The organism is Ochrobactrum quorumnocens, assembly GCF_002278035.1.
GTDB lineage: Bacteria > Pseudomonadota > Alphaproteobacteria > Rhizobiales > Rhizobiaceae > Brucella > Brucella quorumnocens.
This window is the reverse complement of record NZ_CP022603.1, coordinates 249590-270427: the sequence shown is the minus strand read 5'-3', so window position 1 is coordinate 270427 and position 20838 is coordinate 249590. Positions and strand designations below refer to the sequence as shown.

Genomic DNA, 20838 nt, shown 5'->3' with positions numbered 1-20838 from the left:
CAGCTTTTAGTTATCAAAGCCGACTTTGTCGACCAGTTCGCTGGCCTGCTTGCGATGCTTTACGATTTCCGAAAGCGGCACCTTGTCGATCTTCAGCTCGCCAAAGGATGCAACAATTGGATCAACTGGAGCGCCTGTCTTGACCGGATATTCGTAATTGGCCTTTGCATACAGCTGCTGAGCTTCGTCCGAAGCAAGGTATTCGAGAAGCTTGACAGCTTCGTCCTTGTTTGGCGCATTCTTGGCAACAGCAGCACCGCTGATGTTTACCTGCGTGCCGCCGTCCTGGAACGTTGGCAGGATGACCTTGATGCCATCGCCCCATGCCTTCTGCTCGTCGCCGCTTTTACCTGAGCGCATCAGGCCAACGTAATAGGAGTTCGCGACTGCGATATCGCAGATGCCGCCAACAATATCCTTGGCGCCGTCACGGTCACCACCGGCAGCCTTACGCGCCAGATTAGCCTTGAGGCCAGTCAGCCATTCTTCGGTCTTTTCTGCACCGTGATGAGCGATGTAATCAGCAATCAGCGCGGTGTTATATGGATGCTGGCCAGCACGGATGCAGATCTTGCCCTTCCACTTCGGATCAGCCAGTTCTTCATAGGTGATCTTGTCGAGTTCGAGATCTTTGTCTGCATAGACAACGCGAGCGCGCATCGACAGGCCGAACCAATTGCCATTGGCATCGCGAAGTTGTTCAGGCACTGCATCTTTCAGAGCCTGGGATTCGACCGGCTGGGTGAGGCCCTTGTCGACAAGATCAACCAGATTGCCCGCATCGACCGTCATGAGAATATCGGCTGGCGATTTGTCACCTTCAGATGCCACACGCTCGGCAAGGCCATCCTTCAGGAAAACAGTATTAACGGTCGTTCCGGTCTTTTCCTTATAGGCGTCCAGCAGAGGCTGGATCAAGCCAGGTTCACGCGTCGTATAAATGTTTACTTCATTTGCATTGGCTGCACCTGAGAGAAACGTCGCCGCCATAAGAGCCAGTCCAGCACGCGCGATCTTGGGCATTTTACCTCCGGTAGAATTTGGTTCATTTGAAACGATAAGTCATGCAATCAGACTATAGGAAGCGGTATATGCAGGGTCAATAAACTACGCCCTAAAATATGAGTTATTTACTCATTTTTTGCAAAAACCAACGCTTTGCTCCAGTCGATCTGCACACAGACATGCGTTGCTCCGGCGGCAATATACTGATCTGTCCGCACACGGAGGCGGACGTTCTGATCATCCAGATAGACAGTCAGCTCTTCCGTTTCGCCCAAATAGGTGCGGCTTTCGATGCGACCGCACAATCCGTCTTGTACTTTAGTCTCAGTAGATATGACTTCTATATCTCTTGGGCGCAAATAGACGGCGACATCTCCGGTTTGTCGCATATTATCTGGTAATGCCAATGCGCCGACAGGTGTCTGAACGGAAACATCATCTACCCTCCCATCGAGGGCGTTAAAATCGCAGAAGAAATCCGCAGCGTAGCGCGTTGCAGGCTGGTTATGGAGTTCGCGGGCTGGACCGGCCTGAATGATCTTTCCAGAACGCATCAACACCACGCGGTCGCCCGTGGACAAGGCTTCTTCAGCCTCGTGCGTCACAATAATGACTGGCGTACCCAATGCACGAAGCAAAGCAATAGTCTCGCTTCTGACACGCGCACGCAAACCGCGATCAAGATTGGAAAAAGGTTCATCCATCAGCAGCAAATCAGGCTTTGGTGCCAACGCTCTGATAAGAGCGACCCGCTGCTGCTCTCCGCCCGAAAGCATATGCGGATAACGATCCGCCATTGCTACCAGACCAACCAGCGCAAGTAATTCATCAACTCGTGCTTTCGCCTCGTCCTTGCGCATCTTACGCAAACCGAACAGCACATTTTCCCTTACCGTCAGATGCGGGAAGAGCGCATAATCCTGAAACACGACGCCTATATTGCGTTTTTCGGGCTCTACGAAGATAGAAGAACTGACGAGCGTCTTACCACTCATGGTAAGCTGACCTTCATCCGGCGCGTCGATCCCTGCAACAATCCTTAAGAGCGAGGTCTTGCCGCAGCCGGAATGACCGACGAGACAGATGATCTCTCCCGGTTGAACATCAAGCGAAACATCATCAACGGCGCGCACCGTACCAAACTGGCGACATATGCCTGAAAGCGTCAGCGCCGGAGCAGTATTCCTATCCAGTCTGGTGTTTTGCAGAGTGCGTGCGTCCATAGATGAGGCCGAGAGTCCTGTTATCATCAGATGGCATATAAATGCAGTTGAACGACTTTGCCAATAAAACCCGACCAAAGGTCTCAGGCATTTGCTAAAACATGCTGGAACGCACAATAATTTTCTGCACTATCCAGTTGAAAAAGCTCGTAAATCGCGCAATGTTTCTCCGGTGTTAATTCGATATTCGTATTGCAGGAGTCTGATAATGGGGCCGATCACCGACAAGGTGGCAACCGCCGAGCGTTTGCCACAGGGAACGAAGGTCGCCGTTATCGGTGGTGGTGTGATCGGTGTATCGACAGCTCTTTTCCTGGCAGAGCGTGGCATTCCTGTCGCTTTGTTTGAGAAAGGCGAAATTGCAGGCGAACAATCAAGTCGCAATTGGGGTTGGTGCCGCAGAACCGGACGCGACAGTCGAGAAATGCCACTTATTGTCGAGAGTATGCGCCTCTGGGAAGGTATGAATGAACGTACGGGCCGCGAAACCGGGTTTCGTGTTACGGGTATCGCTTATACCGCCGAGAAGGAAGAAGAAGTCGAGCGCTATTCGCAGTGGATTAAAATCGCCAGTCAACACGGTATTGAAACAGAACTCTTAAGCAGCAAACAGGCGACCAGCCTTGCCCCCGGACTCACGCGTCCGCTCAAAGGCGGTATGATCACCCCACTCGATGGGCGTGCTGAACCACAGAAAGCAGTTCCTGCCTTCGCAGCCAAAGCGCAAGAACTGGGTGCCGTCATTCTGCAAAATTGTGCGGTGCGCGGCATTGAAACAACCAATGGACGCGTTTCCGCAGTCCTGACCGAAAAAGGCCGCGTTGCCTGTGAGGCGATTGTGGTGGCAGGCGGGGCCTGGTCGCGGTTGATCATATCGGACTTCAAGGCCCGCCTTCCGCAACTCAAAGTCAAATCATCGGTGTTTCGCACTGCCCCTATTGAGGCAGACGTCGATCCGGCAATTGCGTTTTCAGATTTCGCGCTGCGTAAGCGGCTCGATGGCGGCTACACGGTCGCGAGCCTTGGTGGCTCGATTGCGGATATCGTACCTGACAGTTTCCGTTTTTTCCGGGACTTCCTTCCATCGCACTCGACCGAATGGAAATCTTTGCGTTTTCGCTTCGGTGAGCGGTTCTTCGAGGAAGCCTTCCAATGGAAGCTTCGGCCCGCAGATCAAGTTTCGGTCTTTGAAAAAATCCGCATACTTGATCCTGAACCGCACCGCGCTGCGAATGCGGCAGTATTGGCCAAACTCAAGGCTGCTATTCCATCCTTTGCATCAGCAACAATTGCTCAGGAATGGGCCGGTCTCATTGATACTATGCCGGATGTCATACCAGTAATTTCACCCCTGCCCGATATTGATGGTCTTATCGTTGCAACAGGGTTTTCGGGGCATGGGTTTGGCATCGGGCCGGGTGCCGGGCGACTGGTTGCAGATATGGTCAGCGGCGAAACGCCAGTGGTTGATCCGTCGCCGTTCCATATTTCGCGTTTCTCTGACGGTTCAAAAATCCGCATAGAGAATTGGGGTTAAAGCATTTCCGGTAAAAGTGAGAAACAGCTACTCAGGGAAATCAGTCCGCTCGACTGATTTCTTACCCAAGAATGATGCGTAAAAAGCTGATGAAACTTTACTCAATTACGCCACAGGCAAAACGCGCACCGCCACCACCAAGTGGCTTGGGTTGGTCGGCATAGTTGTCTCCACCCATATGCACCATCAGTGCTCGACCTTTAATGTCGTCCAGTGACTTAAGGCGTGGCGCAACAACCGTTTCACTGACCTTACCGTCCGCATCAGCCTTCAACAGCGGTAAATCGCCCATATGACCATGACCTTCCGGACCCATGTGGTGTTTCGAACCTTCCGGATCGTAATGGCCACCGGCGGCTTGAGCCGGAACCATTTTCCCATCCTGTTCCGCAGGCGCACAACTGCCCTTTTCATGAACATGGAAGCCATGTTCACCACCGGGAAGTCCATTTAAATCCGCTTTGAATGAAAGGCCGCCAGCGCCTTGGGACACGGTTACGGTTCCCATCTCCTTCCCCTGCCCGGTTTCCAGAGCCTCGTACATTTTAACGGTCACGTCTTGGGCAAAGGCTGGTGCTGCAATAAGTGCTATCGATGAAGCTAGAACGAAAGATCGCATTATCTCCTCCTCTTATTTAGTTTGGTGATAAGCGGTAAACGCACAGCGAAGCGAATTGTTCGAAACTTATAAAACTGCGCGTCGTTTCTGAACGACGCGCAGAATACTTGTTGATCAGGCCGTTACGAATTGCGCCATCATACCAACGTCTTCGTGTTCCAACACGTGACAGTGGAACATGAACGGATGATCGCGCGTAGCTTCGCGATCAAAATGAACCAGAATTTCGGCCTTGCCATTGATCAGAGCCGTATCTTTCCAGCCTGTTTGATGGACCGGCGGTGCCTCGCCATTCAACGAAAGAATGCGGAACGACGCTCCGTGGATATGGAACGGATGCGCCATTTCTTTGGTCATCAGCTCCCAGATTTCCCACGATCCAAGCTTAACTTCGGCATCAATGCGGCTCATATCGAAAGGCTTTTCCGCGATGGCCATTTGAACGCCTGATGTGAGCGCCTGCAATGCAGGGCCGGTGTCGGTATTGTTCCGACCCGAATGCATGTCGTGATCGCTAATAGCTGGCATGTTATGCCCGGCATGTGGATCGCTCGACATACCGCCCATCATAAGCTTCATGTTTTCGGCCATACGTTCATCGAAGAAATATGACCGCCTGCGCACCGAAAGCTTTTCGTCAGGCTTATCGGGACCATCAAGCGTGGCAGGCAAAGCTTTCACCGGACCGTCGATTTTGTCATCCACGATGAACTGCATCAAAGACAGGTCGTCACCACCGCTGTCATCGCTGGCCGTGAGCAGATCCAAAGTGCCTTTCGATTTGGAAAAATCGACCAGAACTTCATAGCGCTCGCCCGGGCTGATCGTCAGGCGTTGGACTGTATCGAGCTTGCTTATATAGCCACCATCCGATCCGATGACGTGCAATGGCTGATCATCGCTGAGACGCACATGGAAATTGCGCGCATTGGCACCGTTCAGAATACGTAACCGCACAATGGATGCCGGAACTTGCGCTTGTGGGGCAATCACACCATTGACGATTAGCGTGTCGCCGCGAAAGCCGTGCATCAGATCCATGATATCGGGCTGATAAACCTTGTCTCCGTCGACAACTCTGCGATCCTGCAATACGAGCGGGATGTCATCAATTCCGTAGCTCTCAGGCAGGCCACGTTCACTATCCTTGCCATCCGTAACAATCATCAGCCCGGCAATGCCCATATGCGCCTGTCGGGCGGTGTCCCCATGCAGGTGCGGATGGAACCAGTTAAACGAAGCAGGCTGATTGACGGTAACTTTCGGCTCCCAGCTTTTACCTGCTGCGATCACATTATGCGGCCCACCGTCCAGAATGGAGGGAACGAAAAGACCATGCCAATGAAGGGTTGTTTCCTCATCCATACCATTTTCAACGGAAAGCGTGACCGCCTCTCCATTCTTCAAGCGGACAACCGGACCAAGATAAGTCCCGTTAATCCCTGCTGAAGCCGCACCACTTCCTTCGATGAAGGAATGTCGCCCCTTTTGAACCTTCAGCTTCACAAGGCCTGCGGCATCCGGTTCTATTAGTGACGGGATCGGCAAAGCCTGTGCTTTTGTTTGTGCCTCGGCTGCACCATGCTGCATATGTTGCTGATGGGCGTCTTGCGCGAAGGCCTCAAAAGGCCAGACGACAGATAAAGCAGCCGCGCTTGCACCAAGCGTCAGCAGACGGCGGCGAGTCATACTCGTCATGATTATTCTCCAGATAATATCTCGATCAACGCGCATCGTGTCCCAAATCGCTTCACGAATTGGGAATGCGCTTATTGCTGCCGAGAGGTGGCAGCGTTTCAGAGGATTAGATCTGGTAAGATATTGGAGGGCGTAACACGCCAAATGGATCGCTGCTATTCAATGCGGCAACGCGCGGTGGAAGCCCGAATTCATGATCCGGCGTAAACAGAGCAAACTCAGAGGTAAGCTGTATAATCCCGCCACAGCTCATCATTACACAGGCGGAAGATGCCTTCTTGCTGTGATCGCTCGGAGCTGAATGCCCGCCACCATGCTTTTCGACTTTTACAATCGAGTGGCAGTCGGTGACTGTTGCGATCTGCGGAAGATCGTGCGCCATGGCATAACAAAGTTGCGTCGAAACCAGAAAAAGCAGCGAGAATAGAGCAATCAGCATACGAGAGGGCATTCGCAAAACAGAGTGTTTGCGAAAGTTCACGCCGATAATGCTGTATCTGAAAGACTGCGCAGTCATTATGATTCCAAGTTGCGGAATTCAGCTTAAGGCTGCCTTAAGGCAATTAAAAGACCTCAGTTCTTTTGCTCGAATTCAGCTCAAACATTCATATTGTTTCGAAAACACCACAATCGAAATCAGAAAATTACGCGGAAGCCCTTTTAAGCTTGCGGTTTCGTATTTTGAGGCACTAAGAAGGCAGCATCTCGGGCTTCCCCCAAAAATGTTCAGCCCACAAATATGGATATGGATCAATGACTGTCGCTCAAGCAGTTGTTCCGAAGAAAAATTCTGCGCGCCGCGTTTTGGCCGCGAGCATGATCGGCACAACAATCGAATTTTTTGACTTTTATATTTATGCCACCGCTGCGGTAATCGTTTTCCCGCACCTTTTCTTCCCGGCAAGTGACGGCAACTCCGCGTTGCTCCAATCTCTGGCAACATTCGCAATTGCCTTCTTCGCACGTCCTATCGGCGGCGCGCTGTTTGGCCATTTCGGCGATAAGGTCGGCCGTAAGGCGACGCTCGTGGCAGCACTCATGACCATGGGTATTTCCACAGTCGCAATCGGCTTCCTGCCAACTTACGAATCCATCGGCGTATGGGCAGCTCTGCTGCTTGCTCTCTGCCGTCTGGGTCAGGGCCTTGGTCTTGGTGGCGAATGGGGCGGTGCTGTTTTGCTCGCGACTGAAAATGCGCCGGAAGGCAAGCGCACTTGGTACGGCATGTTCCCGCAGCTTGGCGCACCTGTCGGCTTCATTCTCGCAACAGGCATCTTCCTGATCCTTGCTGAGCTGCTGACTGAAGAACAGTTCATGTCTTTTGGCTGGCGTATTCCGTTCATCGCCAGTGCTCTTCTGGTTGGTGTTGGCCTCTTCATTCGTCTGAAGATCGCTGAAACACCAGAATTCCAGAAGGCGATAGATAAGGCTGAACGCGTCGAAGTTCCGGTCGCAACCCTGTTCAAGAAACATAAGGCGAGCCTTTTCCTCGGCACCATCGGCGCTGTTGCAACTTTCGTTCTGTTCTACCTCATGACCGTGTTCTCACTTGGCTGGGGTACGCGCGCGCTAGGCTACAGCCGCGAACAGTTCCTTATTCTGCAGATGGTTGGCGTGATCTTCTTCGGCCTCACCATCCCGCTTGCAGCACTGCTTTCCGATAAATACGGCATGCGCCCGGTTATGATCATCGTCACAGTCCTGATCGGTCTGTATGGCTTCATCATGGCTCCACTCTTCCTCAGCGGAACTGTTGGCGTTCTTGCCTTCCTCGTTATCGGTTTTGGCCTGATGGGACTGACCTATGGTCCAATTGGCGCAGCTCTTGCTGAACCATTCCCGACCTCAGTTCGCTATACGGGCGCGTCACTTACCTTCAATCTGGCAGGTATTCTCGGCGCATCGGTTGCTCCATATATCGCAACGTGGCTCGCAACCCACTATAGCTTCGACTATGTTGGCTACTACATGTCTGCCGCCGCAGTCGTCTCATTGATCGGCTTTGCATTCATTTCGTTCAAACGCGGTGAATAAGCCTCGTTAAACGCCGATAAAAAGCCCGCGTGGAGCGATCCACGCGGGCTTTTCTTTTGGAACCAAATCAAACTTATTCGGTATCAGCAGCTTCCAGAGCAATCGCAACCGACTGGATGATCGACGCGAAACGCGCGGCGGTCTGGATCACTTCGGTTGTCACATTTGCTTTGCGCAATACGTCTTCATGCGCGTCAATGCACATGCCACAGCCATTGATTGCCGAAACGGCCAGAGACCACAGTTCGAAATCGACCTTGTCCACACCTGGATTACCGATAACGTTCATGCGCAGCTTGGCTGGCATGGTGCGATAATCCTTGTTGGTGGCCAGGTGCACGAAGCGATAATAGACATTGTTCATGCCCATGATCGATGCAGCCGACTTTGCAGCCTGCACAACACTCGCATCAACCTTACCAGCTGCTTCAGCAACCAGCGCCTTGCGCACATCCGCATTGCGCGAAGCAATACCGCAGGCAATGAACAGGCCGTATTTCTGCTGTGGCGTCAGCGTTTCATCGCTCGCCATGGAAGAAAGGTTGAGACGAACATCCTTGGCGAAATCCGGGATTTTTGACTTCAGATCATCAATGGACATGGAACCCTCACTATTTGTCATTATGTGTATTAGATAAACAAAAGGCGGGCCTTAACCCGCCTTGTCTCAGATCGTTAAGGCTTGTTAAGCAGCCTTGAGCGTTTCGCCACCGACTTCGCGGTTGCATGGGCAAAGCTCGTCGGTCTGCAGAGCGTCGAGAACGCGCAGCGTGTCCTTAGGAGCGCGACCAACATTGAGGTTGGTTGCATAAACGTGCTGGATCGTGTTGTCCGGATCGACGACGAAGGTGTAGCGGTAAGCAACGCCATCTGGCGAACGAACGCCGAGGCCGTCAACCAGCGAACCGTTGGTGTCAGCAAACGACCAGATTGGCAGCTTGTCGAGGTCCTTGTGATCGCGGCGCCATGCGAGCTTCACGAATTCGTTGTCGGTCGAACCACCGAGAACAACTGCGTCACGGTCTTCGAAATCCGAAGCCAGACGTGCGAATTCAGCGATTTCGGTTGGGCAGACAAAAGTGAAGTCCTTAGGGTAGAAGAAGATGACCTTCCATTTGCCTTCGAAGCTTGCTTCGGTAACTTCTTCAAAAGCCGAAACGCCGTTTTCTTCGTGGAAGTTGAAGCCAGGCTTAACGCCAGTTACTTTGAAAGAAGGAAGCTTGTCACCGATACCGAGCATCTCATACCTGCCTGTAAATTCGTTGTTATGCAGAAAATTCAGAAGTTTCAGAACTAACTGCTTGCGAGTCATATATAGGCATTCTAAATCAATCGGTCAAAGCGATTAAAACGATCCAATCCATCGATTTTAACGATGAGGATAAGTTTCAGACTGAAGACCATGCTCAACATCAGTGTTCGTCAACTCCACTATTTTATAGCCCTTGTCAAAGCGGGCTCTTTCTCGCGTGCAGCCGAAGCGGTTGGTGTCACGCAATCCACCTTAAGCGCGGCCATTCAGACGCTGGAAGCCGAGATTGGCGTTACCCTGATTGATCGCACCGGGCGGCGAATGCAACTGCTGCCTGCCGGAGAAGATTTCCTCAACCGCGCGCGCGAGATCGTGGCTTCCATTGAAGAATTGCCGGAACATGCAAAGCAGGCCGAACGCCCGCTGACCACGCGTCTTCGACTGGGCGTCATCCCCTCTATTGCCCCTTTCCTGCTGCCAAAGGTATTGCCCAGGACCGCGCAGGCATTCCCCGAACTGCAACTGAGTGTTCGTGAAGGTTTGACCCGTACTCTCCTCGACAGTCTTCGCTCGGGAACGCTTGATGTGGCGCTGGTCGCCCATCCATATGATCTCGACGACTTTGAAGTCGCAGAGATTGGCAAAGACACGTTTTTCCTGGCTGTGCGCAGAGACCACGCTCTTGCAAATCGCGATAGAATTGATGCCAGCGACTTGCAGGATCAACCGTTTCTCTTGCTTGAAACCGGCCACTGTCTGCGTGAGCACGTGATGGCCGCCATCGGTTCCAAACCCACACATACCGGTGGTGATGTTCATGCAACAAGCATCATGACGCTGGTACAGCTGGTGGAATTCGGCATGGGCGTAACGCTCTTACCTGAGGTCGCTATCAAGGCAGGGGTTACACGTGGTAGCGAAATCAGCATCGTGCCTTATGAGGGACAGCATAATTTCCGCTCACTTGCCTTGGTATGGCGTGCCAATGCCGCTCGGCGCAATGAATATCAGCTATTTGCCACCCATCTGCGAAATCACTGCATGAAGAAGTAAATTACAGAATGCCCCAGGCGCGAAACCGTCCGCGTCCGGTTATTTCCCGCAGGTTGAGATCGGAAATCAGCTTCAGCGCGCCCTGCTGCGTAATCTCCAGTTCTTTCTCAACCATCTGGCTTGAAACCAGTGGACTGCGCATCATCATATCGACAAGTTGCGGCAACCGTGAATTGGAGCGCCGGCCTTTTAACTTGCGCTGCATCTGTTCACGCGCAAGCATCAAACGGTCATGTTCTTTCATGCTCAGTTCCGCGGCCTCCTCTACCGCATCAAAAAAAGTCTTAAGCCGCAGCAATCGGTTGGTTGAACGCCGTTCATCAGGCCTCTTTGTGCGAAGACCTATATTGAGCGCTGGCAAATGATGGGCAGCAATGCCCGCCTGGCGCAAATATGCGGCAGCAAGCAGCCGACCGATCCAATTTGATCGCTGAACCACTTCGAGTGAATACCATGCGTCATGCATCAGTGCGGCGCGTAAAAGTGGTGGGAAGTGAGCCGTTCTGGCAAAAAGATCGCGCCACGCCTGCAGGCGGGCATCTCCATCCCAATCGTCATCGTAAAGAAGTGAATCCGCGTCAACTGGCTGTAGTTTGGGTTGCTCTTTGACAATGCCTTTTAGCAGAGCGTCGGTACGCGCCAGTAAGGCATCTACATCATCAAGAAGAGGATCGCTCTCATCGTCTTCCAGTTGACTATAGTCACGCATTTCTTCGCTGCGAACGTCAATATTCCGTCCGAGAACCTGCTGCATACCTGCCGGACTCAACGCCCAACCCGGTGCACGGCCAAAAATCTGACGTCTCAAACGCAACACGGAATGCGCAATCGTCAGCGCGTGGCTCGGTGTGCGCGTGTCCATGAGCGCATCATGCAGCACGAGATCTTCGAGATGCACCAGTTCACCCTCAAGCCACATGGATGCAACGGCATCATGCATATGCATGCGCTCAAGCATTCCATCGCGGATCGGAGAGCGTGCAAGCCGCTCGTCAAGTCTCGTCAGTGCAGCCGTGGCATTCGTCACGGGCACAAAAAACTCTTCGAGCGGCAGCTTGTCGATTTCATAAGCCATGTTCCGCATATCGCAGTCGATCGCAGAGAAAGGCAAATGAAAATGAATGCTTAAGCCAGAACTTCCGCAACTTTCACAGTCCGACCTTCTTTGACAGAAAGAAGAGCTGCTTCCGCAAGCGCCAAAGCCTGCAAACCATCTTCAGCCGAAGGCGTCGGCGCCTTGCCACTATCAATAGCATCAATGAAAGCTGCAATTTCTGCAGCATAAGCCTCCGTGTAGCGGGTCATGAAGAAATCATGCAGCGGTGGACGCGTATAACCAGCCTTGGAAGCAATTTCGATGGAAACAGGGCGCTGGTTTTCAGCCGAGACAGCGCCTTCCGAACCATGCACTTCAATGCGCTGGTCATAACCATATGATGCACGGCGCGAATTGGAAATCACGCACTGACGACCCGACGCGGTGGTCAGGATGACGCTGGCACTGTCAAAGTCGCCGAGTTCACCGATCTTTGGGTCCACCAGAACCGAAGCAGACGCAGACACCGTTGCAATTTCTTCGCCGAGCAGAAAACGCGCCATGTCAAAATCATGGATGGTCATGTCGCGGAAGATGCCGCCCGATACCTTGATATATTCCGCAGGCGGAGCACCCGGATCGCGGCTGGTGATTGTCACCATTTCGACCTTGCCGATACGGCCATCATTGATCGCCTTGCGGACAGCGGCAAAATGCGGATCAAAACGGCGATTAAAACCAAGCATGACCTTGCCGCCAGTTTCCTTGATGACGCAGAGGCAAGTCCGCACGCGCTCGATATTGAGATCAATCGGCTTTTCGCAGAAAACAGCCTTACCGGCGCGCGAAAAACGTTCAATCAGATCAGCATGTGTGTTGGTTGGCGTGCAGATCAGCACAGCGTCCACATCCGTCGACTTTTCAATCTCGTCGATTGTACGAACTTCCGCACTAGCCGCATCGGCAATTGCACGCGCTGCGTCCTGATTGGCATCAGCCACCGCAATCAGTTGAGCCCTCTTGTCGGAAGCGATTGCGCCCGCATGTACTTTTCCGATACGACCAGCGCCAAGCAGAGCAAGACGTGTAACCATTGCCTTCATTCTCCCAAAACGGCCAACGACGATTGACCGACAAAACAGATTCTCTATTCCGTTCTGCGCATTTCCTGATTATGTCACGGATGCAAAGCGCAATGGAATATTTATTCTATTTTGCTAGATTGTGATATATGGGATGTCAAGAGAACGTTTCTGAAAGGATGGCAATGGACCCCGAACAAGCTGTTGCAGCACAAGCCGATACTTCCGCCAGTGTGCCAGCCCCGACGAATGTCAAAGAATTTGAAGCGAGACTGCTCGAAGTGGCTGACCGATTGCCAAAACGTCTCAAACAATGCGCCGATTTTGTTGCTGCCAATCAGGACCGTATCGCTGTCTCGACGGTCGCGGAAATGGCAGAAGGTGCAGGCGTTCAAAGTTCGGCCTTCATGCGCTTTTGTCAGATATTGGGCTTTTCCGGCTTTTCGGAAATGCAGAAACTTTTTCGCGACTCCTATGCTGGCGGTTGGCCCGATTATTCCACGCGCCTTGAGCATTTACGCGAAACAGCAGCGGGCAGCGCCCCTGCCTTGTTGGCCGAATTCGCAGAAGCCGGACGCACATCGCTTGAAGGCCTTCTGAAGACGATTGAACCCGACGCGCTTGAAAAGGCCGTCAAACTGCTGGCGAATGCCGAAACCATCCATATTATTGGTGTTCGTCGCGCATTTCCGGTTGCGAGCTATCTGGCCTATGCGCTTGAAAAGATGCAGGTTCCGGCAATGCTTCACAGTACCGTTGGCAAGCTGGAAAACCAACACGCTATCCGCAAAGGCGATGTGCTGCTCGCGATTTCGTTCTCGCCCTACTCGCCAGAAACCATTGCCATGGCAGAAAACGCGAGTGAACGAGGCATAGACGTCGTTGCGATAACAGACACAATTGTCAGCCCAATGAGTAAATTTGCCAACCAGTCGCTACTTGTCTCTGAAGTTGATTTCGGTGCTTTCCGTTCTCTTTCCGCAACGCTGTGCCTTGCCATTACGCTTGCTGTCGCTGTCGGCACAGAGCAGCAGTCTTAATATTTAATCGGCATTCTATTTTTCGGTTGAAATGGAATAATAAATCCATTTTAATCAGAAATAGAATGGCTACTGCGTGTCGTGAGTCCCAGGCAGCCTTTCCGGGCTACCGCATCGGTCCAAAAATCGATTCAGATTTTTGGATAGCACGATGCGTAGATCAAAAGAGTTAGAGCGTCCTTTGTGCGTCCTTTCTGACGTGCGGCGCTCTGATAAAAGCATGCGCCGAGGGAGGACTTTAATGAAGCGGCTGGATTTGATTACGATTGGCCGATCTTCGGTAGATCTTTACGGTGCACAGGTTGGCGGCCTTCTCGAAGACATGTCATCCTTCAACAAATATGTCGGCGGCTCTCCTACCAATATTGCGACTGGCACTGCGCGACTGGGCCTTAAATCGGCACTCATTACCCGCGTGGGTGATGAACATATGGGGCGCTTTCTGTTGCGCGAACTCGCACGTGAAGGCGTAGATACACGCGGCATCGTCACCGATCCACAGCGCCTGACAGCACTTGTCATTCTCGGTATTCGCGATCAGGAACATTTCCCGCTGATCTTCTACCGCGAAAACTGCGCTGACATGGCGCTTTGCGAAGACGATATCGATCCCGATTTCATCGCCGAGGCTGGTTGTGTGTTAGCTACCGGCACACATCTATCGCATCCGCGCACCGAAGCGGCTGTCATCAAGGCACTCAAGCTTGCCCGCGAAAATAATAGCCGTACCGTGCTTGATATCGATTATCGCCCCAACCTCTGGGGACTCTCCGGGCATGGCGATGGTGAGAACCGCTTTATCGAGTCCGCTTCTGTCACCATCAAACTGCAATCGACGCTGCATCTCTTTGATCTCATTGTCGGCACCGAAGAAGAATTTCACATTGCAGGCGGCTCTACCGATACTCTGGAAGCATTGAAAGCCGTCCGCAAAGTGACGCAGGCAGCGCTTGTCTGCAAACGCGGCTCACTCGGCGCTGTCGTCTTTGACGGCGAAATTCCCGACAATCTCGACAAGGGACAATCTGGACAGGGCTTTCCGATCGAAGTGTTCAACGTGCTTGGCGCAGGTGACGGCTTCATGTCTGGCCTGTTGCGCGGTTGGCTCAAGGGTGAAGATTGGCCAACCAGCCTGAAGTTCGCCAATGCATGCGGTGCCTTTGCAGTGTCGCGTCATGGCTGCACTCCTGCTTATCCAAGCTGGGAAGAGCTGCAATATTTCTTCAAGACCGGCATTCGCGACAAGGCGCTGCGCAAAGATCTGGCGCTTGAACAGGTACACTGGTCCACAAATCGTAATCGTGAATGGCCGCATATGCGCGTCTTCGCTTTTGACCACCGTATTCAGCTTGAAGAAATGGCACAGGAAACCGGCGCCACCGATGAAAAAATTGGTGAATTCAAGGAATTATGCCTGAATGCTGCATTAGAGGTTTCAGGCGGAGAAAATGGCTATGGCATTCTTTGCGATGGTCGTCTTGGACGCGATGCGCTTTACCGTGCTGCTGGCACTGGGCTGTGGATCGGACGCCCAACAGAGTGGCCCAGCTCACGCCCTTTGGAGCTTGAGCCTGAACTCGGCCCCGATTGCGGTGGCCTTGTTGAATGGCCCGTCGAAAACGTCGTGAAGGTTCTATGCTTCTATCACCCTGATGACAGCGCCTACGTAAAGGCACAACAGGAAGCCACCGTGAAGCGACTTTTCACGGCTGCTCGCCGCAACCGTCTCGAGTTTCTACTGGAAATCATTCCGTCCAAGGTCGCACCCATTGATGACTTGAGCACTGCCGCGGTCATTGAACGCTTTTATGAAATCGGTGTTTATCCAGACTGGTGGAAGCTCGAACCGCTGAAGACAAAGGAAGCTTGGAGCAACGCTTGCGACGCGATCACTCGCAACGACCCTTATACGCGCGGCATTGTGGTTCTGGGACTTGATGCCCCTGCTAGAGAACTTGAAGCAAGCCTTAAAGTCGCGGCAGGCTTTGATCTCGTTAAAGGTTTCGCCATTGGTCGCACCATTCTGGGTGACGTTGCCCGCCAATGGCTCGCAGGCAAGATGATTGACGCCGACGCGGTTGCTGAAATGGCAAAACGTTATCGCGGTTTCTGCGATCTTTGGGATAGGCTGCGACAGAAATAAGCGCATCTCTGGCACAGGTGGAGGCCTGTCTTCTGAGTTTGCGAGAATGCGGATTTCCGCCGGGAGGAAAGATGAAGACCGTTCGACTGACAGCCGCACAGGCGCTTGTGCGCTATATTGCCAACCAGATGACTCCGGAGGGCGAACCTTTCATCGCTGGTGTCTGGGCTATTTTCGGCCATGGCAATGTGGCAGGGCTTGGCGAAGCGCTACATGGTATCCGCGATAAGCTCGTTACATGGCGCGGCCATAATGAACAAACCATGGCGCACGCAGCCATTGCCTATACCAAGCAGCTAGGCCGTAAACGTGCCTGCGCCGTAACATCGTCCATCGGCCCTGGTGCAACCAATATGGTGACGGCAGCAGCTCTCGCTCACGTCAATCGCCTGCCGGTTTTGTTTATTCCCGGCGATGTCTTCGCCAATCGCGGCCCTGATCCGGTCCTACAGCAGATCGAGGATTTCAACGACGGCACCATGACCGCCAATGACTGTTTCCGCCCGGTGAGCCGCTATTTTGATCGCATCACCCGTCCAGAACAGCTTCTGACCGCCCTGCCGCGTGCCTTCCGGACAATGACCGATCCTGCCGATTGCGGGCCTGTAACGCTGTCTTTCTGTCAGGACGTGCAGGCAGAAGCCTTTGACTGGCCGGAAGAGTTCTTCGCGCCAAAGGTTTGGCATTGGCGGCGTCCACCAGCGGACGAGCATGAGCTTGCAGCAGCAATTGCCGCGATCAAGGCGGCAAAGACGCCTGTTATCATTGCTGGCGGTGGCGTGCATTATTCCAGCGCACATGAAGCGCTGAGAAACTTTGCGGAAACCCACAATATTCCTGTCATCGAAACGCAGGCTGGTAAGTCCGCTCTGCCGTGGGATCATGCGCTCAATTTTGGACCCGTCGGCGTAACAGGCGCAGACTCTGCCAACGCAATTGCAGCAAGCGCAGATCTGATCATTGGGGTGGGAACACGCTTTCAGGACTTCACAACCGGCTCATGGGCGCTGTTCAGACATCCGGGCCGCAAGCTGCTCTCGGTCAATGTTCAGCCATATGATAGCAGCAAGAACGCCGCAATTTCGCTCGTTGCAGACGCAAAAATTGCGCTCATAACGCTCTCTAATGGCCTTAAAGACTATAAACGCAGCACTCTCGACAACACGCTCAAAGCGCATTGGTTTGAAGCAGCGGATCGTTTCACTGCAGCTCCCGGTGATGCCAATCAGCTTCCCACCGACATGCAGGTGATCGGCGCAGTTCAGCGCCAATCAAAAGAAAACACCGTCGTCATGTGCGCGGCTGGCACCATGCCGGGTGAATTGCACCAGCTCTGGAAAGCCGGACGCCCCATGTCCTATCACATGGAATATGGCTTTTCCTGCATGGGCTATGAGATCGCGGGTGGCCTTGGCATCAAGATGGCTGAACCGGACCGCGACGTGATCGTGATGATAGGCGATGGCTCTTACATGATGGCCAATTCCGAGCTTGCCACCTCAGTGACGATGGGCATCAAAATCACCGTCGTCCTCACCGATAATCGCGGCTATGGCTGCATCAACCGGTTGCAGATGACAACGGGCGGCGCTGAATTTAACAACCTCCTCGACCACACAACCCATGTGAACCCATCCAATATCGACTTCGCAGCCCATGCGAATGCGATGGGTGCGGATAGCAAAAAGGTTGGCTCAGTCCGCGAGCTCGAAGATGCACTTGCCGAGGCTCGCAACAGTCCGCGCACGACCGTGATCGTCATCGATACCGATCCTTATCCAACGCCTGAAACTGGCGGCTGGTGGTGGGATGTGGCAGTGCCAGAAGTATCGGAACGCAAAGAAGTGCGTGCCGCACGCGAAAACTATGAAGCCCAGATCAAAGAAAGAAACTGACCGATGATCCTCTATGGCACCAACCCGATTGCCTGGTCGAACGATGATGATCGCAGCCTAGGCGCGCATATAAGCCTTGATCAATGCCTAGACGAGGCTTCAAAAATCGGCTTTGACGGAATAGAAAAAGGTCATAAATTTCCGCAGGTAGCACGCGAACTTAAAGCAGTACTCGAACCACGCAATCTGCACTTCGTATCTGGCTGGCATTCACTCAATCTGTTGACCTGTTCGGTCGAAGACGAGAAGGCTGCTATGCAACCAGCGCTTGATCTTCTGAAGGCAATGGGCTGCAAAGTCATCATTGTTTGCGAAACGTCGAACGCCATTCACGGCGATGACGATAAGCCGCTTTCTGAGCGTCCCGTTCTGGAAGAAGCCCGCTGGGAGGCTTTTGGCGCAGGCGTTGAAGCACTAGCCGAATATGCCTCAGCACAAGGTATCGCACTCGTCTACCATCATCACATGGGCACGATTGTTCAAAGCGAAGACGAGATCGATCTTCTCATGAAGCATACCGGGCCTCACACCAAGCTACTGCTCGACACAGGCCATTGCCTGTTTGGCGGCGGCAATCCGGAACGCGTTGCGAAGAACCATATGGGCCGCGTTCGTCACATCCATGCGAAGAATGTGCGCCCGGCGATTGCGACGGAAGTACGCGATCAAAGCCTGTCTTTCCTCGAAGGTGTGCGTCGCGGTGTTTTCACTGTTCCAGGTGATCATGAAGGCGGTGTCGACTTTGTGCCGGTGCTCAAGGTTGCTGCTAAACATGGATATCAGGGCTGGCTGGTCATCGAAGCGGAGCAGGACCCGGATGTCCGCAATCCATTTGAATATCAGTCGCTAGGGCTGAAGTCTTTGAAGGCGTTCGCGCACGAAGCAGGACTCGATAAAGGAGACTGAGCAATGGCCAATCTGTTACGCAAACCCAATGGCACGCATGGCAAGGTGCACGACATCACGCCGGAAAGCGCCAATTGGGGTTATGTCGGCTTTGGCCTCTATCGTCTGAAAGCTGGTGAAACCGCAACGGAGAAAACCGGTGACCGAGAAGTCATTCTGGTTCTGGTCGAGGGCAAAGCAAAGCTCAAAGCCTCCGGTGAGGATTTCGGTGAAATGGGCGAGCGGATGAGCGTGTTTGAGAAACTCGCCCCGCATTGCCTCTATGTGCCAGCTGAGAGCGATTGGGATGCCGTTGCGACAACGGATTGCGTGCTTGCTGTTTGCACAGCACCTGGCAAACCGGGCCGCAAGGCACAAAAAATCGGACCGGAAGGCCTGACATTCGATACGCGTGGACAAGGTGCTAACACCCGCAACATCTTCAACATTGCCATGGAAGGCCGCGATGTCGCCGACAGCCTCTTGGTGACGGAAGTTTTCACACCACAGGGCAACTGGTCATCCTACCCGCCGCACCGGCACGATGAAGATAATTTCCCTGATATGACCTATCTGGAAGAAACCTATTATCATCGCCTCAACCCCTCACAGGGCTATGGTATTCAGCGGGTTTTCACCGAAGACGGTAGTCTTGATGAAACCATGGCCGTCTCTGACGGTGATGTCGTTCTCGTGCCAAAGGGACACCATCCTTGCGGCGTGCCTTATGGATACGAGATGTATTACCTCAACGTCATGGCTGGTCCCATCCGCAAATGGCGGTTCAAGAACCACCCGGATCATGATTGGATTTATAAACGCGACAACCCATCCGCATAAAAAATGCCTCGCATATGCAGGGCTAGCGGGGGCGGCTGCGCGTCCGCGATTTTCTGCGCAACTCATAGACATTCATCTGAGTTAAGCGGGTCATCCATCTTGAGAAAGTTATGGACAGGATGCGTTCGCCTGTATTTTAAACAGTGCTAAATCTTCATGGCGCTTTCAGCAAGGTCCTATAAATTAGCGTTGCTGAGTCTATTTGGGGGCTAGCATGGGGATATCCCGAGGGGCACGTTATGAAAATTATGACTTCGATGCTGTTGACGGCAGGCGTTTTGTTGTCCACTGCTTACGGTGCTGGTGCACAGACGGTGGGCGATTGGGTGCTTGGAAATTACAAAAATGCTGGTTACTGGTTTCCGGGCGTTATTGAAAAGTTGCAGGGTGATAAAATTACTGTTCGTTATGACGATGGCGATCGTGAGAGTGTCAGCATTAGCGCGGTTCGTCCTTATGACTGGAAAATTGGCACGAAAGTCGAGTGCAACTATAAAGGTGCAGGCGATTGGTATCGTGGCACGATTTCATCTTTAGCCGGCGAGAAAATTGGCATCGCTTATGATGACGGTGATAAAGAAACCACAAAAACGGGCCGCTGCCGGACTAAATAGTTTGCACGGAAGCGGCAATTTTCAAGCTGAAATTGCTATTCTATAGATGACCGGGTCCTGCAAACGCAGGGCCTTTTCATTTACAGCTTTGCAACCTTTTTCAGATCATCGATTGCACCGGGCGCAGCTACAAACACCTTGTTGCCCTTGGTCAGTTGCTCACCTTCCGTTGGAAATGGATGCGCATAGCCGCCCGCTTCCTTGACGAGGCAGAAACCGGCCATGCAATCCCATGCGTGCATGTAAGGCTCATAATAGCCAACCAGACGACCGGCCGCGACATAAGCAATCATAAGCGCGCCTGAGCCGTTGCGGATGAATGTGCCACCCGCTTCAAGCAGGTCTTCTACAATTTTTGCAACCACTTGCGGCGTGACATAATTATTCGCGCCGATGCCTGTCACCGAGTTGCGAATGTTGCGGGACGGGTCAAGTGTCAGTTTCTTGCCATTAAGCGTTGCACCCTGCCCCTTAGCCGATGCGTAAAGCTCATCAAAGCAAGGTGCCTGAATAACACCGATGACTGGCTCGCCATCCTTGAGAACCGCAATGGAAACACACCAGTTCGGCATTCCATTGACGAACGGGCTGGTGCCATCGATCGGATCGACCACCCATGTAAAGCCTGAGCTACCTGCATTCAGCCCATATTCTTCACCCAGAAAGCCATCGTCGCTGAAAGCTGCCGAAACGCGCTCGTTAATCAGCTGCTCGACATTGCGGTCAGCAATGGACACCACATCCTGCGGATCGCGCTTGATTTCAATCACAAGCGTCTCGCGGCGATTGAAGTAATCGAGTGCCAGCGCACCAGCCTCGCGCGCAATGTCTTGCGCAAGCTTAAACCGTGCTTCAAGCTCTTTTGAAATGTCTGATGTCATG

19 protein-coding genes are annotated in these 20838 nt (G+C 52.9%); 9 read left to right on the top strand and 10 right to left on the bottom strand.

Annotated elements, in window-relative coordinates; genetic code table 11:
• Positions 1-6 precede the first annotated feature (6 nt).
• The gene (locus tag CES85_RS01425) at positions 7-1023 is read right to left on the bottom strand and encodes a Fe(3+) ABC transporter substrate-binding protein (RefSeq protein ID WP_095444302.1); all 1017 of its coding nucleotides are present in this window, start codon (positions 1021-1023) and stop codon (positions 7-9) included.
• A 107-nt stretch (positions 1024-1130) separates the two neighbouring features.
• Positions 1131-2228 carry an ABC transporter ATP-binding protein gene (locus tag CES85_RS01420; protein ID WP_095444301.1) on the bottom strand — a complete coding sequence of 366 codons (1098 nt, stop codon included), beginning with the start codon at positions 2226-2228 and terminating at the stop codon, positions 1131-1133.
• A 208-nt stretch (positions 2229-2436) separates the two neighbouring features.
• Here CES85_RS01420 and CES85_RS01415 point away from each other — a divergent pair, with 208 nt between their 5' ends.
• A complete protein-coding gene (locus CES85_RS01415) occupies positions 2437-3765 on the top strand; it encodes an NAD(P)/FAD-dependent oxidoreductase (RefSeq protein ID WP_095444300.1) in 1329 nt (442 codons plus the stop codon).
• 97 nt (positions 3766-3862) lie between these two features.
• On the opposite strand, the gene sodC is transcribed toward CES85_RS01415, so the two are convergent.
• From sodC to CES85_RS01400, 3 genes are all read right to left on the bottom strand, one after another.
• Positions 3863-4384 carry a superoxide dismutase family protein gene (gene sodC, locus CES85_RS01410; RefSeq protein ID WP_095444299.1) on the bottom strand — a complete coding sequence of 174 codons (522 nt, stop codon included), beginning with the start codon at positions 4382-4384 and terminating at the stop codon, positions 3863-3865.
• A gap of 114 nt (positions 4385-4498) precedes the next feature.
• A complete protein-coding gene (cueO, locus tag CES85_RS01405) occupies positions 4499-6082 on the bottom strand; it encodes a multicopper oxidase CueO (RefSeq protein ID WP_095444298.1) in 1584 nt (527 codons plus the stop codon).
• Positions 6083-6188: 106 nt separating this feature from the next.
• Positions 6189-6599, bottom strand: coding sequence for a hypothetical protein (locus CES85_RS01400; RefSeq protein ID WP_095444297.1), 411 nt, complete (start codon positions 6597-6599; stop codon positions 6189-6191).
• Positions 6600-6835: 236 nt separating this feature from the next.
• Between CES85_RS01400 and CES85_RS01395 the strand changes: the two genes are divergently transcribed.
• Positions 6836-8116 carry an MFS transporter gene (locus tag CES85_RS01395; RefSeq protein ID WP_095444296.1) on the top strand — a complete coding sequence of 427 codons (1281 nt, stop codon included), beginning with the start codon at positions 6836-6838 and terminating at the stop codon, positions 8114-8116.
• 73 nt (positions 8117-8189) lie between these two features.
• On the opposite strand, the gene ahpD is transcribed toward CES85_RS01395, so the two are convergent.
• Positions 8190-8717 (bottom strand): alkylhydroperoxidase, AhpD family, encoded by a 528-nt coding sequence (ahpD, locus tag CES85_RS01390; RefSeq protein WP_095444295.1) that lies wholly within the window; start codon positions 8715-8717, stop codon positions 8190-8192.
• A gap of 84 nt (positions 8718-8801) precedes the next feature.
• Positions 8802-9356: a peroxiredoxin gene (locus CES85_RS01385; RefSeq protein ID WP_024896329.1), complete on the bottom strand. Its 555-nt coding sequence runs from the start codon at positions 9354-9356 to the stop codon at positions 8802-8804.
• Positions 9357-9518: 162 nt separating this feature from the next.
• On the opposite strand from CES85_RS01385, the gene CES85_RS01380 reads away from it, so the two are divergent.
• Entirely contained in the window at positions 9519-10421 is a 903-nt protein-coding gene (locus CES85_RS01380) for a hydrogen peroxide-inducible genes activator (RefSeq protein ID WP_095444294.1), read from the top strand.
• Between the two features lies 1 nt (position 10422).
• Here the strand turns inward: CES85_RS01380 and CES85_RS01375 are convergent, their stop codons facing one another.
• Complete coding sequence (locus CES85_RS01375) at positions 10423-11496, bottom strand: RHE_PE00001 family protein (RefSeq protein ID WP_095444293.1); 1074 nt, start codon at positions 11494-11496, stop codon at positions 10423-10425.
• Positions 11497-11546: 50 nt separating this feature from the next.
• Positions 11547-12551 carry an inositol 2-dehydrogenase gene (iolG, locus tag CES85_RS01370; protein ID WP_095444292.1) on the bottom strand — a complete coding sequence of 335 codons (1005 nt, stop codon included), beginning with the start codon at positions 12549-12551 and terminating at the stop codon, positions 11547-11549.
• A 173-nt stretch (positions 12552-12724) separates the two neighbouring features.
• Here iolG and CES85_RS01365 point away from each other — a divergent pair, with 173 nt between their 5' ends.
• The 6 genes from CES85_RS01365 to CES85_RS01340 all read left to right on the top strand — a co-directional run bounded on the left by CES85_RS01365 (position 12725) and on the right by CES85_RS01340 (position 19956).
• The gene (locus CES85_RS01365; protein WP_095444291.1) at positions 12725-13579 is read left to right on the top strand and encodes a MurR/RpiR family transcriptional regulator; all 855 of its coding nucleotides are present in this window, start codon (positions 12725-12727) and stop codon (positions 13577-13579) included.
• A gap of 241 nt (positions 13580-13820) precedes the next feature.
• On the top strand, positions 13821-15722 hold the full coding sequence (locus CES85_RS01360; RefSeq protein WP_095444290.1) for a bifunctional 5-dehydro-2-deoxygluconokinase/5-dehydro-2-deoxyphosphogluconate aldolase: 1902 nt from the start codon (positions 13821-13823) through the stop codon (positions 15720-15722).
• A gap of 71 nt (positions 15723-15793) precedes the next feature.
• Positions 15794-17617: a 3D-(3,5/4)-trihydroxycyclohexane-1,2-dione acylhydrolase (decyclizing) gene (gene iolD / locus CES85_RS01355; protein ID WP_095444289.1), complete on the top strand. Its 1824-nt coding sequence runs from the start codon at positions 15794-15796 to the stop codon at positions 17615-17617.
• Positions 17618-17620: 3 nt separating this feature from the next.
• On the top strand, positions 17621-18523 hold the full coding sequence (iolE, locus tag CES85_RS01350) for a myo-inosose-2 dehydratase (protein WP_095444288.1): 903 nt from the start codon (positions 17621-17623) through the stop codon (positions 18521-18523).
• Positions 18524-18526: 3 nt separating this feature from the next.
• Positions 18527-19342 carry a 5-deoxy-glucuronate isomerase gene (gene iolB / locus CES85_RS01345; RefSeq protein ID WP_095444287.1) on the top strand — a complete coding sequence of 272 codons (816 nt, stop codon included), beginning with the start codon at positions 18527-18529 and terminating at the stop codon, positions 19340-19342.
• Between the two features lie 239 nt (positions 19343-19581).
• The gene (locus CES85_RS01340) at positions 19582-19956 is read left to right on the top strand and encodes a tudor domain-containing protein (RefSeq protein WP_095444286.1); all 375 of its coding nucleotides are present in this window, start codon (positions 19582-19584) and stop codon (positions 19954-19956) included.
• Between the two features lie 80 nt (positions 19957-20036).
• Here the strand turns inward: CES85_RS01340 and CES85_RS01335 are convergent, their stop codons facing one another.
• Positions 20037-20837: an inositol monophosphatase family protein gene (locus tag CES85_RS01335; protein ID WP_095444285.1), complete on the bottom strand. Its 801-nt coding sequence runs from the start codon at positions 20835-20837 to the stop codon at positions 20037-20039.
• Between the last annotated feature and the right edge of the window lies 1 nt (position 20838).

Excerpts from the sequence above, each read along its gene's own strand:
- CES85_RS01425 (WP_095444302.1), bottom strand. The coding sequence starts at position 1,023 with ATGCCCAAGATCGCGCGTGCTGGACTGGCTCTTATGGCGGCGACGTTT.
- CES85_RS01420 (WP_095444301.1), bottom strand. The coding sequence starts at position 2,228 with ATGGACGCACGCACTCTGCAAAACACCAGACTGGATAGGAATACTGCT.
- CES85_RS01415 (WP_095444300.1), top strand. The coding sequence starts at position 2,437 with ATGGGGCCGATCACCGACAAGGTGGCAACCGCCGAGCGTTTGCCACAG.
- sodC (WP_095444299.1), bottom strand. The coding sequence starts at position 4,384 with ATGCGATCTTTCGTTCTAGCTTCATCGATAGCACTTATTGCAGCACCA.
- cueO (WP_095444298.1), bottom strand. The coding sequence starts at position 6,082 with ATGACGAGTATGACTCGCCGCCGTCTGCTGACGCTTGGTGCAAGCGCG.
- CES85_RS01400 (WP_095444297.1), bottom strand. The coding sequence starts at position 6,599 with ATGACTGCGCAGTCTTTCAGATACAGCATTATCGGCGTGAACTTTCGC.
- CES85_RS01395 (WP_095444296.1), top strand. The coding sequence starts at position 6,836 with ATGACTGTCGCTCAAGCAGTTGTTCCGAAGAAAAATTCTGCGCGCCGC.
- ahpD (WP_095444295.1), bottom strand. The coding sequence starts at position 8,717 with ATGTCCATTGATGATCTGAAGTCAAAAATCCCGGATTTCGCCAAGGAT.
- CES85_RS01385 (WP_024896329.1), bottom strand. The coding sequence starts at position 9,356 with ATGCTCGGTATCGGTGACAAGCTTCCTTCTTTCAAAGTAACTGGCGTT.
- CES85_RS01380 (WP_095444294.1), top strand. The coding sequence starts at position 9,519 with ATGCTCAACATCAGTGTTCGTCAACTCCACTATTTTATAGCCCTTGTC.
- CES85_RS01375 (WP_095444293.1), bottom strand. The coding sequence starts at position 11,496 with ATGGCTTATGAAATCGACAAGCTGCCGCTCGAAGAGTTTTTTGTGCCC.
- iolG (WP_095444292.1), bottom strand. The coding sequence starts at position 12,551 with ATGGTTACACGTCTTGCTCTGCTTGGCGCTGGTCGTATCGGAAAAGTA.
- CES85_RS01365 (WP_095444291.1), top strand. The coding sequence starts at position 12,725 with ATGGACCCCGAACAAGCTGTTGCAGCACAAGCCGATACTTCCGCCAGT.
- CES85_RS01360 (WP_095444290.1), top strand. The coding sequence starts at position 13,821 with ATGAAGCGGCTGGATTTGATTACGATTGGCCGATCTTCGGTAGATCTT.
- iolD (WP_095444289.1), top strand. The coding sequence starts at position 15,794 with ATGAAGACCGTTCGACTGACAGCCGCACAGGCGCTTGTGCGCTATATT.
- iolE (WP_095444288.1), top strand. The coding sequence starts at position 17,621 with ATGATCCTCTATGGCACCAACCCGATTGCCTGGTCGAACGATGATGAT.
- iolB (WP_095444287.1), top strand. The coding sequence starts at position 18,527 with ATGGCCAATCTGTTACGCAAACCCAATGGCACGCATGGCAAGGTGCAC.
- CES85_RS01340 (WP_095444286.1), top strand. The coding sequence starts at position 19,582 with ATGAAAATTATGACTTCGATGCTGTTGACGGCAGGCGTTTTGTTGTCC.
- CES85_RS01335 (WP_095444285.1), bottom strand. The coding sequence starts at position 20,837 with ATGACATCAGACATTTCAAAAGAGCTTGAAGCACGGTTTAAGCTTGCG.